Source organism: Enterobacter sp. Ap-867 (assembly GCF_011752855.1).
Taxonomy (GTDB): Bacteria; Pseudomonadota; Gammaproteobacteria; order Enterobacterales; family Enterobacteriaceae; genus Cedecea.
In genome coordinates this window covers 413,227-426,427 of the sequence record NZ_VWWS01000002.1, presented here as the reverse complement: position 1 = coordinate 426,427, position 13,201 = coordinate 413,227, and the positions used below count along the sequence as shown (strand labels likewise).

The window sequence follows — 13,201 nt, the reverse complement described above, 5'->3', positions numbered from 1 at the left end:
GCTCCGCGTTTTTTTATTCAGGAAGGCGTAAGCGCCCTTTCTTCTATCTTGTCCTGATGATGAATATCCTTTCTTAGCCAAATCCCCATCACCAAACCCACAACGGCAAGCGCCAGCACGTACCAGGCCGGAGCCATCGGCGAAACGCCCATTAACATGGTGACCGCAATCGGCGTCAGGCCGCCAAAAATGGCATAGGACAGATTGTAAGAAAACGAAATTCCGGTGAATCGCACCTGCGCCGGGAAGGCTCGCACCATAACAAATGGTACCGCGCCAACCACGCCCACGCTCAGCCCGACCAGGCCATACAGCAAGAAGAGATGTTCTGGATGCGTCCCACTCAGGTGATAAAACATCCAGCTACAGATGGCAAGCAAGATGCTGCCGACGGTAAAGGTTTTCCCTGAGCCATAGCGGTCAGCTGACAGCCCTGCCAGCAGGCAGCCCACGCACAGCATAATCGTGGCAATACTGTTTGCCTGCAACGTTAAGGCAGGCGCGATCCCATGCTGTTTTTGCAGCCAGATCGGCGACATCAATATCACCACCACGATGCAGGCGGAGAGCAGCCAGGTCAGCAGCATAGAAACCACCACCGCTTTTTTATGCCCAACCACGACTGACTTAAGCGGCATCTCCTCGGCCAGCGCTTTACGCTGCTGCATTTCGAGGAAGATCGGCGTTTCACGCAGCCAGCGGCGAAGGTACATCGCCACCAGACCAAAAATCCCGCCAAGGAAGAAAGGAATGCGCCAGCCGCCGTCATGAATCGCCTGCTGGGTCATGGAAGTATTAATAATGGTTGCCACCACGGAGCCCAACAGAATCCCGACGGTCAGCCCCATCGTCAAAATGCCGCAGGCAATACCAATCCGCTTATCCGGCACATGCTCAGAGACAAACACCCAGGCGCCCGGCACTTCGCCGCCGATGGCCGCCCCCTGCAAAATACGCATCAGCAGCAGCAACAGCGGAGCCGCAATGCCTAATGAAGCGTACGTTGGCAACAAACCTATGGCCAGTGTCGGTACCGCCATCAGCAGAATACTGAGGGTAAACATCTTTTTGCGGCCGACCAGATCGCCAAAGTGCGCCATCACAACCCCGCCCAGCGGACGCACAAGATAACCGGCCGCGAAAATAGCGAATGTCTGCACCTGGCGCAGCCACTCCGGGATATCGGCTGGGAAGAAGAGCTCTCCCAGCACCGCCGCAAAGAAGACGAAGATAATGAAGTCGTAGAATTCGAGGGCGCCACCGAGGGCTGCAAGCGTCAGGGTTTTGTAATCCTGCCGGTTAAGAGGTCTGGCGTGCTGTTTTGACATAGGGGACCGCTTGTAAAGAGGAGTGTTAATTATTTTTTCCGTTTAGCTGTAAAGCCAGAGTTACTATAACGATAAAATGTTCACACTCCATACCAATTCGATCTTATGTCACAAAAGCTAATTATTCAGGGTTTTGTCTCGCGCCGAGCGCTTTTAGGGCGGAAAGCTGCTACCACATGGTCATGCGTTTCAACATAAGGCCCATCCAGCAGCTGTATACAATACGGTACACTCGCAAAAATTCCCGGCACCACAACCTTGCCGGTTTCATCTTTCACGCCTTCCAGCGTTTCCTGAATAGATTTTGGCTGCCCCGGAAGGTTGAGGATCAAGGCCTGTTTGCGAATGACGCCCACCTGACGCGAGAGGATCGCTGTCGGGACAAAATGCAGGCTGATCTGACGCATCTGTTCGCCAAAGCCGGGCATTAAACGATCGGCGACGGCGAGCGTAGCGTCCGGCGTTACGTCACGACGCGCCGGCCCGGTTCCGCCGGTGGTCAGCACCAAATGGCAGGCCATCTCATCCACCAGCTCGCAAAGTGCTTGTTCAATGAGGGATTGCTCGTCAGGGATCAGACGGGTTTCTATTTTAAATGGCGTCGTCAACGTCTGCTCAAGCCACTCTTGCAGCGCAGGGATGCCTTTATCCTGATAAACGCCGCTAGAAGCGCGGTCTGAAATGGACACGAGTCCAATGCGTAAGGTATTCATATCAATCCCGGAAATCAGCAAGTCTGAGAGGAATGATACACGGGGAAAGGCGTTGCAGACAGGGAAAGCGGTGAAAAGCGTGGCCGACGGAAGCCGGCCACGAGAATGATTACAGCAGGTCGCCGATCATTTTTTCCAGTTTTTCCTGGTCGATAGCAAACTTACGGATACCGTCCGCCAGTTTGTCTACGGCCATTGGATCCTGGTTGTGCTGCCACAGGAACTGGGACTCGGTGATACGCTCAGGACGCGCTTTCACTTCCCCGGTGTAGCTCAGCTTACGCTCGATTGCGCCTTCGCTTTCTGCCAGCTCTTTCAGCAGGGCAGGTGCGATGGTCAGGCGGTCACAGCCAGCCAGCTCGACGATTTCACCGACATTACGGAAGCTTGCACCCATCACCACGGTTTCGTAACCGTGCTGCTTGTAGTACTGGTAGATTTCGGTCACGGAAACCACGCCTGGATCTTCCTGCGGAGCGTACTCTTTCTTGTCGGTGTTAGCTTTGTACCAGTCAAGGATACGGCCAACGAACGGAGAAATCAGGAACACGCCAGCTTCAGCACAGGCACGAGCCTGAGCGAAGGAGAACAGCAGGGTCAGGTTACAGTTGATGCCTTCTTTTTCCAGCTGCTCTGCAGCGCGGATGCCCTGCCAGGTAGAAGCCAGTTTAATCAGGATGCGATCGTTGCTGATGCCCGCGTCGTTGTAGAGCTTGATCAGGTGTTTGGCTTTCGCGATGCTGGCTTCGGTGTCATAGGAAAGGCGAGCATCCACTTCGGTCGAGATACGGCCAGGGATCAGCTTCAGAATTTCCAGGCCGATGTTTACCGCCAGCTTGTCGGAAGCGTCAACCACCTGCTGAGCGCGATCGTTGCTCTGGCTACGAGCCCAGGTAATCGCTTCGTCGATCAGTTTACGGTACTCAGGGATCTGCGCAGCGTTAAGGATCAGAGAAGGGTTGGTAGTAGCATCTTGCGGCTGGTACAGCTTCATCGCCGCGATATCTCCGGTGTCAGCAACCACGGTGGTCAGTTGACGCAAAGAAGTCAATTTATCCGTCATAATGAGTATTTCTCTTCAGGTGTAGCTTGTTAGGGAGATGTAACCGGTCTGGCTTGATGATATCACGCCGCCCATCAGGTGCAACCGCGACAAGTGCTGTCCGTCCAGTGGACGAGAATATGCTAAACTCGACCGCCATTTTATCTGTAACGTAATGGATTGCATGGCCCGGGCCCGTCAACCTCGCCGCCATCACGCATTAACAAGAGGGACGTTAATGACAGATTTTTTATTTTTTATCAATGAGGTACTTTGGGGCTCGGTCCTACTTTGGCTGCTTATTGGCGCGGGCATCTGGTTCACCTTCCGCAGCGGCTTCGTCCAGTTCCGTTACTTTACCCGGCTGCGCCTTTTCCTGCGCAACAGCGGCTCGCCGGATCCTTCCGGAATATCCTCATTCCAGGCACTTTGCACCAGCCTTGCCGCGCGCGTCGGCAGCGGTAACCTTGCGGGCATTGCGCTGGCCATCTCAGCAGGTGGCCCCGGTTCGGTGTTCTGGATGTGGGTTGCCGCCGTGCTCAGCATGGCCACTGCCTTCGCAGAGTGCTCCCTCGCCCAACTCTATAAAACCCGCGACAAAGAAGGAAACTACCGCGGCGGCCCGGCCTGGTATATGGAGCGTGGGCTTGGCATGCGCTGGATGGGGGTGCTGTTTTCCGTCTTTTTGATCGTTGCCTTCGGCATGGTGTTCAACGCCGTACAGGCCAACTCCATCGCGATTGCCACTCACTACGCGTTTGACGTGCCAAAAATCTGGGTAGGCCTATTCCTGGTTACGGTTACCGCGCTGGTCATCTGGCGAGGAATGCGGACCATTGCTCGCCTCTCCCAGTGGCTGGTGCCGCTAATGGCATTACTCTGGGTATGCATGAGCCTGTATGTTGTGGGGCTGCACATTGAACGTTTCCCCGAAGTCATCCGGCTGATTTTCAGCCACGCCTTCGGCTGGCACGAAGCCGTTTCGGGCGCGCTAGGTTATACCGTCAGCCAGGCCATCACCAATGGCTTCCAGCGCGGGATGTTTTCTAACGAAGCTGGCATGGGCTCCACGCCTAACGCAGCCGCAGCGGCGGCCGCATGGCCCCCACACCCGGCCACCCAGGGAGTGGTGCAAATGTTTGGGGTATTAATTGATACTGTGATCATCTGCACCGCGACTGCCGCCATTGTGCTGATGTCCGGCATGATGGATGGCACAGAAACGTCACGCAGCGGCATTATTCTGGTTCAGCAAGCGCTCAGCTCAGCCGTAGGCAGTTGGGGCAGCGGTTTTATCGTGGTTATCGTTTTCCTGTTCGCCTTCACGTCTATCATGGCGAATTACACCTACGCAGAGAACAATTTGCTGTTCCTGAACCAGGACAGCCGCGCGCTGAAATTTTTACTGCGCTTTATGGTGCTCACTATGGTGATGTTCGGTACGCAGGCTGCGCTGCCACTGGTCTGGCAGCTGGCAGACGTGGCGATGGCTATTATGGCGTTAACCAATATCACGGCGATCCTGCTGCTTTCTCCGGTGGTGAAAACGATAGCGGCAGATTATCTGCGCCAGCAAAAGCTGGGCATATCGCCTATTTTTAACCCCAACCGTTTCCCGGAGATTAAGACCCAGCTTGCCCCCGGCGTTTGGGACAGAGACGTGGAAAAAAAACCTTAGCTGATTGCAGCCATAGGCCGCGACAGGCAGGAAATTTGCTAAAGTAACGGCCTAACTATGCAAGGAGTGGACATGCTAATTCTTATCTCACCTGCCAAAACGCTGGATTACCAAAGCGAGCTGCCGACGGACCGCTATACACAGCCGGAACTGTTGGAATATTCACAGCAGTTAATCAGCGTTGCCCGCAAGCTTAGCGCACCGCAAATTGCCTCCCTGATGAGCATCAGCGATAAGCTGGCTTCTCTTAACGAAACCCGTTTCCACGAGTGGCATCCGGCATTTACGCCACAAAACGCGCGCCCGGCTATTCTCGCCTTTAAAGGCGATGTGTATACCGGCCTGCAGGCCGAAGAGTTTAGTGAAGCCGACTTTGATTTCGCCCAACAGCATCTGCGTATGCTTTCCGGGCTGTACGGCGTGCTGCGCCCGCTGGATTTAATGCAGCCTTACCGGCTGGAAATGGGCATTCACCTGGAAAACCCAAAAGGCAAAGATCTGTATCACTTCTGGGGCGATACGATCACCGAGAAGCTCAATCAGGTGCTGGCCACCCAGGGCGACAATATCGTCGTCAATCTGGCGTCTGATGAATACTTTAAAGCGGTGAAGCCGAAGAAGCTGAACGCGGAGATCGTCAAGCCCGTCTTCCTCGATGAGAAGAACGGCAAGTTTAAAGTCATCAGCTTCTACGCGAAAAAAGCGCGCGGGCTGATGAGCCGCTACATCATTGAGAATCGCCTGACGAAGCCAGAACAACTCAAAGCGTTTAATACCGACGGCTATTTCTTTGATGAAGAAGCGTCCCAGAAAAACGAACTGGTGTTTAAGCGCCACGAGCAATAAAAAAACGCCAGCGTTAAGCTGGCGTTTTACTTTGAACTCGCGCCGGTTACCTGTCCCAGCGATTATCATGATGTTCCCGTGGCGGGCCATCAAACCTTGCGTGGCGCTGCCAACGATGTTCACGCCACTCATAATGTCTTACCCACCAGTCGTGGTCTCGCCAGTAATGGCCGTCCCAGTAGCGCCCGTGGTTATCCTGATCGCCGAAGTGCAGCGTCACGGCAGGCACCAGCGTGATTTCTCCCGCCTGTACCGCCAGCGGTGTCACCACCAGCAGGGACAACGCCAGAAAAATGGATTTCAACATAATTTGCTCCTTACTTCTTAAGCCGGCCCAGTGGGCCCGTTAAGATGAGCTTATGTCGGAAATCACACCCGCGTTATTCTCCGCAATCCTAATCTCTAAGCATCCGCATTTTATGGGAATTTCTCCTTTTTTCCTGCTAAATGCCTGCTTATTTTCTCCCTGATTTACAGGGAGAAACGCCCCAGTCTGACAAGCAAAATGGGGCTTCAGAATTACGCTTTAACCATCATAAACTTACGCAGTTCGGCAAAATCAGCTGGGAGGTTGTGGGACAGCAGCGGCAGATCGGCGCGGGAGGCCAGCTCCTCCGGCAGCGGCAGCGCTTCGCCCAGAATCTCTTCTACGCTCTCTTTAAACTTCGCCGGATGCGCGGTCCCCAGGAACAGCCCAAACTCACCTGGCTTCAACTGGTCGCGCAGAGCACGGTAAGCAATCGCCGCGTGTGGTTCAGAAACGTAGCCAATCGCCTTCAGCTCGCGCATCGTGTCTTTGGTGGTTGCGTCGGTCACGGCAGCATAGCCAAGGTCGGTCAGACGCCAAATTTTGCGACGGAAAAGCTCTTCCACACGCGGCCAGTTGTTCGGCTGGCTAACATCCATGGCGTTGGACAGCGTGGCCACGGTCGCTTTAGGCGCCCACTGGCCTTCAGCCAGGAAACGCGGAACGGTGTCGTTGGCATTAGTCGCCGCAATAAAGCGCTTAATCGGCAGGCCGAGGGATTTTGCCAACAGGCCAGCCGTCAGATCGCCAAAGTTACCGCTCGGCACGGAGACCACAAGCTGATTACGGGCTTCCTGCGGCAGCTGGGCTACCGCTTCGAAGTAATAGCAGATCTGCGCCAGCAGGCGGCTAATGTTGATGGAGTTTGCCGAGTTTAACCCCAGCGCCACCTTCAATTCTTCATCATCAAATGCCTGTTTCACCAGCGCCTGGCAGGCATCAAAATCGCCGTCAATCGCCACGGTTTCGATATTTCCACCGAGGGTACAGAACAGTTTTTCCTGCAGCGGGCTGATTTTCCCACGCGGATAAAGAATAACGACGCGCACATTCTTAAGGCCGTAGAACGCATGGGCCACCGCCGCACCGGTATCGCCGGATGTTGCGGTCAGAATGGTTACAGGCTTGTCGCCGCTGATGTGGGTCAGCATCTGCGCCATAAAGCGCCCGCCAAAGTCTTTAAACGCCAGCGTCGGGCCGTGGAACAGTTCCAGGCAGCCCACGTCCGGCTCAACCATATTCACCGGTGCAGGAAACGCGAAGGCCGCACGCACGCGCTCTTCCAGAATCTCCTGCGGGATCTCATCCCCGATAAATGCGGACAAAATTTTGCTGCTACGGCTGACAAAATCCATCTCCAGCATGGCGTCGATTTCAGTCAGTTCAAACTCAGGCAGGTCATGCGGGAAAAACAGCCCCTGCTGTTTGCCCAGGCCCTGGGTAACCGCCTGTGCAAAGGAGACCTGCTCGTTGTGATCTTTAAGGTTGTACAGTTTCATGTCTTATCCCAAAACTCGTGCGCCAGCCGTATCCAGACGGCAAATATGTACAAAACCTTCCTGGTTCTGCAAATAATGTTGGCTGAGCCAGTCAGCCACGCGCTGCGCGGTATCGGTGTTATCGCACAGTGCAAATAAGGTCGGGCCAGAACCCGAAATCCCGCTCGCCAGGGCGCCGATATCCGCCACGGCTTTACGGGACTCATCAAACTTCGGCAGCAGTTTGGCGCGGTAAGGTTCAGCAATCACATCCTTCATCAGCTTCGCCGCGAGTGCAGGCTGGCGGGTATGACAGGCATGAATAAAACCGGCCAGATGGCGACCGTGGCTGATGCAGTCCTGACGGCGATACTGGGCGGGTAAAATCGCACGTGCTTCGGCGGTTGAAACCTTAATCCCAGGGTACGCCAGCACCCAAAGCCACTCATCAAAGCCTGGCACCTGCTGGCTGATGATGCCGTTTTCTTCGATCATTAGCTGCATGCCGCCGAGGAAACAAGGCGCGACGTTATCGTAATGAATGCTGCCGGAAATACGCCCTTCCAGCTCGCCCATCAGCGCCAGCAAGCGTGTGTCGCTCAAAGGCTTACCGCAAAATTCATTCATCGCCATCAGGCCAGCCACCACTGAACAGGCGCTGGATCCCAGCCCGGAGCCGATGGGCATGTTTTTCTCAAGCGTCATCGCCACGGGAATAGTCTTGCCAATTTCCTGGCAGAAACGCTCCCAGCACTGATAAACAATGTTCTCGCGCGGTTCATCCGGCAGCTTGCTGGCGAACCGCCCAAGGTTGGTCAGGCTGAAGCTGTCTGCCGCTTCAACCGTGACGTAATCACCCAAATGTGAGCCATCAACCGGCGACACCGCCGCACCCAGCACATCAAAACCGACGCTCATATTGGCGCTGGAAGCCGGGGCATATACTTTAACCATCTTAAACTCCTAACTTCCATGACAGGGTGCGAAGCAGATCCGCGAAGACACCGGCGGCGGTAACGTCGTTACCTGCCCCGTAGCCACGCAGTACCAGCGGCAGCGGTTGATAATAGTGGCTGTAGAAGGCCAGGGCATTTTCGCCGTTCTTCACCTTATACAGCGGATCGTTGCCGTCTACGGCGTCGATTTTCACTTTGCAGCTGCCGTCTTCTTCAATAATGCCGACGTAACGTAGCACTTTCCCATCGTCACGCGCCTTCCTCACACGAGCCGTAAACTCATCATCCAACTGAGGAAGGCGTGCCATAAAAGACTCGACGTCTCCGCTTGCATCAAAATTTTCCGGAAGTACGGATTCGATCTCGATATCCGAAAGTTCCAGACTGCTCCCGGTCTCACGTGCCAGGATCAACAGCTTACGCGCCACGTCCATACCGGAAAGATCGTCACGCGGATCCGGTTCGGTATATCCCATTTCACGCGCAGTGCTGGTCGCCAGCGAGAAGCTCATTCCCTCATCCAGCTTCCCGAAGATGTAAGAAAGCGATCCGGAAAGAATGCCCGAGAAACGCTGCAGCTCATCGCCCGCATTCAGCAGGTTTTGCAGGTTTTCGATAACCGGCAAGCCTGCCCCCACGTTGGTGTCGTAGAGGAACTTCCGGCGAGAACTCTCCGCGGCATTACGCAACTGGTGGTAATAATTCATGCTCGAGGTGTTGGCCTTTTTGTTTGGCGTCACCACGTGGAAACCTTCGCTCAGGAAATCAGCGTACTGATCCGCCACGGCCTGGCTGGAAGTACAGTCCACAATCACCGGGTTTAGCAGATGATACTCTTTCACCAGGCGGATCAGGCGGCCAAGATTGAACGGCTCTTTGGCCTGCTCCAGCGCCTGCTGCCAGTTTTCGAGATCCAGGCCATGCACGTTAGTCAGCAGGGCTTTAGAATTCGCCACGCCGCAAACGCGCAGGTCGATATGCTTCTCCTTCAACCACGCCTGCTGGCGTTTAACCTGCTCCAGCAGAGCCGCGCCCACGCCGCCAACGCCCACCAGGAAAAGCTCAATAACCTGATCGGTGTTAAACAGCATCTGGTGAGTCACACGTACGCCGGTCACGGCATCGTCGTTATTGACCACAACGGAGATAGAGCGCTCGGAAGAACCCTGTGCGATAGCGATAATGTTGATATTCGCGCGGGCCAGGGCAGCAAAGAACTTGGCGGAGATACCACGCAGCGTTTTCATGCCGTCGCCCACGACGGAGATAACCGCCAGGCGTTCGGTGACCGCCAGCGGCTCCAGCAGCTCCTCTTTCAGTTCGAGATAGAATTCGTCTTCCATCGCTTTGCGAGCGCGACCGCAATCGGCCTGCGGAACGCAGAAGCTGATGCTGTACTCGGAGGAGGACTGGGTGATCAGCACCACGGAGATCCCGGCACGGGACATCGCGGCAAACACGCGTGCAGCCATGCCGACCATGCCTTTCATGCCCGGGCCTGAAACGCTAAACATCGCCATGTTATTCAGGTTAGTGATGCCTTTCACCGGCAGCCCTTCGTCATCGCTCTTGTCGCCAATGAGCGTACCTGGCGCCTGCGGGTTTCCGGTATTTTTAATCAGGCAGGGGATCTGGAACTGGGCAATCGGGGTGATGGTGCGAGGGTGAAGTACTTTGGCGCCGAAGTAGGAAAGCTCCATCGCTTCCTGGTAAGACATCGACTTCAGCAGTCGGGCATCAGGCACCTGGCGTGGGTCGCAGGTATAAACGCCGTCGACGTCAGTCCAGATTTCACAACAGTCGGCTCGCAGACAGGCAGCCAGCACGGCGGCAGAATAGTCGGAACCGTTGCGGCCCAGAACAACCAGCTCGCCTTTGTCGTTCCCGGCGGTAAACCCAGCCATCAGAATCATGTGATCTTCAGGAATGCGGCTGGCGGCAATGCGGCGAGTTGACTCTGCGATATCCACGCTGGAATCCAGGTAATGCCCCACCGCCAGCAGCTTCTCGACCGGGTCGATCACGGTCACCTGGTAGCCACGAGCCTGCAGCACGCCCGACATAATAGCGATAGACAGTTTCTCGCCCCGGCAGATGATCGCCGCATTGATGCTGTCCGGGCACTGGCCCAGCAGGCTGATCCCGTGCAGAACATGTTTAAGCTGAGCAAACTCCTGATTCACTAACCCTTTCAGTTCAGCCAGCGGAAAGCCCGGCTGCGCCTCTGCCAGACCATTCAGCAGTTCAGCAAAAATACGCTCTGCGTCGCTGATATTCGGCACAGCGTCCTGGCCCCCGATGGTTTTCTCAATCATCGCCACAAGGTGGTTAGTAATTTTTGCCGGAGCAGACAACACGGTCGCCACCTGCCCCTGTTTGGCATTACTTTCCAGGATATCGGCAACGCGAAGGAAACGCTCCGCATTTGCCACCGAAGTACCACCGAATTTCAACACTCGCATTGTTGTGACCCCTTGATTTTTTCCCGAAAAAAAAGCCCGCACTGTTTAGGTGCGGGCTTTTTTCATTTTTACCTGTATGCGTCAGCCCGCACCGTTACCTGTGGTAATGGTGGTTGTGATAATTGTGGTAATCAGGCTGAAGCGAAACATGGATGTTGTGTGCTCTAAATTTGTAATAGCTCTATTGGTTAAAGCAATCCCTTTACCAAGTCAATTTTTTTTAGTTCTGTCACAAAAAATCGCCTTGCCCGGTCGAGCTGAAAAACCCACCAAAAATGGGAGTAAAAGCGCGTAAATAGCGCAACAAGTTAGATGAACGTCTCAAAAAGAGTCATTCAAAAACATTTCATTCTGGTAATTTTTTTTCGATGTCATGAAGCAAACGGTGAAGCATTGCCGTGTCTCTCTGCTCCAGTAGCCCCAAACGCTGCTGGACCCAATCGACCATTTTTTGGTCGCCCGCAACCTCAAGACGATGCAAAAGCGCTTCCATTCGCAGACGCAGCGCATTCAACTGCTGCCCGTCACCGGCCACGTTTTCCACAGGCGGTTGCTGCATCAAAGCGGAAAGCTGGTAGCAATAAACCATCACGGCCTGCCCCAGGTTAAGCGATGGGTAATCCGCGACCATCGGCACGCCGGTTAGCACATCCGCCAACTCCAGCTCTTCGTTGGTCAGCCCGGAATCTTCACGGCCAAAAACCAGCGCCACGCATCCTACCCACTGGCGTTTCTCTTCGAGTATAGGCAGTAGCTGCTGCGGCGTCGCATAGTAATGAAACTTCGCCCGACTGCGGGCCGTTGTGGCGATGGAAAAATCCACGTCACTCAGAGCATCCGCGAGCGTGTCAAAGTGGCGAATTCCATCAAGAATATCGCCCGCGCCGTGCGCAACCCAGCGGGCGGCGGGCTGGAGATGCGCATCACTGGCTACGATCCTCATCTCCGTAAACCCCATGGTCTTCATCGCCCGGGCAGCGGCCCCGACGTTCTCTGCTCTGGCCGGTGAAACCAGGATAATTGGCAAACGCATTGGAACTCTCTTCTAAAATTCGTTAAAACGTGCGAAGTGATGCACAAATTTGGATAATACGCATCGCAAATTTACTTTGTTGCAACATATATTGTGGCTATAACTTCTGATGGACTTATAACTTAAGCTTATGCTTTTACGTGATTATATACCATGAAAATAGGGGAAACACGGGTTATATCCACTTGTTTATCATGGTTTATTTTCCCACAAGAGAAACACAGCTGCAGGCCAGATTCAGCGTACTTTATTTGACGCTTTACGATCTTGATTATTAAAAAGTTGTGACAAAAGCTAGCATTGAGCTACGATGATTTATTGAAACTGTTAACGTGCTACAATTGAAATTGATATATGTCAACGAAGCGTAGTTTTATCAGGTGTCTAAAGCGCGTCAGCCTGTTATGTTGCTGTTAAAATGGTTAGGATAACAGCCGTTTTTGACACCGTCGGGTCCAAAGGGAATGCACCCACGACCAAGCTAATGATGTTGTTGACGTTGATGGAAAGTGCATCAAGAACGCAATTACGTACTTTAGTCATGTTAAGCCCGGCATGTTAATTTATGGCATGTAACAGGCAGGTCAGGGACTTTTGTACTTCCTGTTTCGATTTAGTTGGCAATTTTAGGTAGCAAACATGCAGACCCCGCACATTCTTATCGTCGAAGACGAATTAGTAACACGCAACACGCTTAAAAGCATTTTTGAAGCGGAAGGCTATGATGTTTTTGAAGCGACCGATGGCGCAGAGATGCATCAAATCCTTGCCGATAATGACATTAACCTCGTCATTATGGACATCAACCTGCCGGGTAAAAACGGCCTGCTGCTGGCGCGTGAATTGCGCGAGCAGGCTAACGTGGCGCTGATGTTCCTGACGGGTCGTGACAACGAAGTAGACAAGATTCTCGGTCTTGAAATCGGTGCGGATGACTACATCACCAAACCTTTCAACCCGCGTGAATTGACTATTCGTGCACGTAACCTGCTGTCCCGCACCATGAATTTAGGGGCCATCAGCGAAGAACGTCGTTCCGTTGAAAGTTACAAATTCAACGGCTGGGAGCTGGACATCAACAGCCGCTCTCTGGTTAGCCCGAACGGTGAACAGTATAAGCTGCCGCGCAGTGAATTCCGTGCGATGCTGCACTTCTGTGAAAACCCGGGCAAAATTCAGTCTCGTGCCGAGCTGCTGAAAAAAATGACCGGTCGCGAGCTGAAGCCGCATGACCGTACCGTCGATGTGACCATTCGCCGCATTCGTAAACATTTCGAATCCACGCCGGATACGCCTGAAATTATCGCCACCATCCACGGCGAAGGCTACCGTTTCTGCGGCGATCTGCAGGAATAAGT

The 13,201-nt window shown here is 54.0% G+C and carries 13 protein-coding genes and 1 other annotated feature; of the genes, 3 read left to right on the top strand and 10 right to left on the bottom strand.

The annotated features are described in order from the left end of the window. Window positions 1–17 precede the first annotated feature (17 nt). The 3 genes from F3J26_RS09610 to tal all read right to left on the bottom strand — a co-directional run bounded on the left by F3J26_RS09610 (window position 18) and on the right by tal (window position 3,104). Window positions 18–1,328: an MFS transporter gene (locus tag F3J26_RS09610; protein WP_166993493.1), complete on the bottom strand. Its 1,311-nt coding sequence runs from the start codon at window positions 1,326–1,328 to the stop codon at window positions 18–20. 125 nt (window positions 1,329–1,453) lie between these two features. Next, window positions 1,454–2,041: a molybdopterin adenylyltransferase gene (gene mog, locus F3J26_RS09605; RefSeq protein WP_008461683.1), complete on the bottom strand. Its 588-nt coding sequence runs from the start codon at window positions 2,039–2,041 to the stop codon at window positions 1,454–1,456. Window positions 2,042–2,150: 109 nt separating this feature from the next. Beyond that, on the bottom strand, window positions 2,151–3,104 hold the full coding sequence (tal, locus tag F3J26_RS09600; protein WP_008461680.1) for a transaldolase: 954 nt from the start codon (window positions 3,102–3,104) through the stop codon (window positions 2,151–2,153). Window positions 3,105–3,321: 217 nt separating this feature from the next. Between tal and F3J26_RS09595 the strand changes: the two genes are divergently transcribed. Beyond that, window positions 3,322–4,761, top strand: coding sequence for an alanine/glycine:cation symporter family protein (locus F3J26_RS09595; RefSeq protein WP_166993491.1), 1,440 nt, complete (start codon window positions 3,322–3,324; stop codon window positions 4,759–4,761). A gap of 72 nt (window positions 4,762–4,833) precedes the next feature. Continuing rightward, complete coding sequence (gene yaaA, locus F3J26_RS09590; RefSeq protein WP_166993489.1) at window positions 4,834–5,607, top strand: peroxide stress protein YaaA; 774 nt, start codon at window positions 4,834–4,836, stop codon at window positions 5,605–5,607. 46 nt (window positions 5,608–5,653) lie between these two features. Here yaaA and F3J26_RS09585 read toward each other — a convergent pair whose 3' ends face one another. The 7 genes from F3J26_RS09585 to yjjY all read right to left on the bottom strand — a co-directional run bounded on the left by F3J26_RS09585 (window position 5,654) and on the right by yjjY (window position 12,386). Beyond that, on the bottom strand, window positions 5,654–5,914 hold the full coding sequence (locus F3J26_RS09585) for a DUF2502 domain-containing protein (protein WP_008461673.1): 261 nt from the start codon (window positions 5,912–5,914) through the stop codon (window positions 5,654–5,656). A 212-nt stretch (window positions 5,915–6,126) separates the two neighbouring features. Next, window positions 6,127–7,413, bottom strand: coding sequence for a threonine synthase (thrC, locus tag F3J26_RS09580; RefSeq protein ID WP_166993488.1), 1,287 nt, complete (start codon window positions 7,411–7,413; stop codon window positions 6,127–6,129). Window positions 7,414–7,416: 3 nt separating this feature from the next. Further along, on the bottom strand, window positions 7,417–8,346 hold the full coding sequence (gene thrB / locus F3J26_RS09575; RefSeq protein ID WP_008461668.1) for a homoserine kinase: 930 nt from the start codon (window positions 8,344–8,346) through the stop codon (window positions 7,417–7,419). A gap of 1 nt (window position 8,347) precedes the next feature. Continuing rightward, on the bottom strand, window positions 8,348–10,810 hold the full coding sequence (thrA, locus tag F3J26_RS09570) for a bifunctional aspartate kinase/homoserine dehydrogenase I (protein ID WP_166876899.1): 2,463 nt from the start codon (window positions 10,808–10,810) through the stop codon (window positions 8,348–8,350). Window positions 10,811–10,835: 25 nt separating this feature from the next. Then, window positions 10,836–10,953 (bottom strand) — a sequence feature (Thr leader region). Further along, window positions 10,892–10,960, bottom strand: a complete 69-nt coding sequence (gene thrL / locus F3J26_RS09565; RefSeq protein ID WP_071530522.1) for a thr operon leader peptide — start codon at window positions 10,958–10,960, stop codon at window positions 10,892–10,894. It overlaps the preceding feature by 62 nt. Before the next feature lie 196 nt (window positions 10,961–11,156). Continuing rightward, window positions 11,157–11,843: a tRNA/rRNA methyltransferase gene (locus F3J26_RS09560; RefSeq protein ID WP_008461665.1), complete on the bottom strand. Its 687-nt coding sequence runs from the start codon at window positions 11,841–11,843 to the stop codon at window positions 11,157–11,159. Between the two features lie 402 nt (window positions 11,844–12,245). Continuing rightward, window positions 12,246–12,386 (bottom strand): YjjY family protein, encoded by a 141-nt coding sequence (gene yjjY, locus F3J26_RS09555; RefSeq protein ID WP_085938930.1) that lies wholly within the window; start codon window positions 12,384–12,386, stop codon window positions 12,246–12,248. 96 nt (window positions 12,387–12,482) lie between these two features. On the opposite strand from yjjY, the gene arcA reads away from it, so the two are divergent. Continuing rightward, window positions 12,483–13,199 (top strand): two-component system response regulator ArcA, encoded by a 717-nt coding sequence (gene arcA, locus F3J26_RS09550; protein ID WP_008461663.1) that lies wholly within the window; start codon window positions 12,483–12,485, stop codon window positions 13,197–13,199. Window positions 13,200–13,201 lie beyond the last annotated feature (2 nt).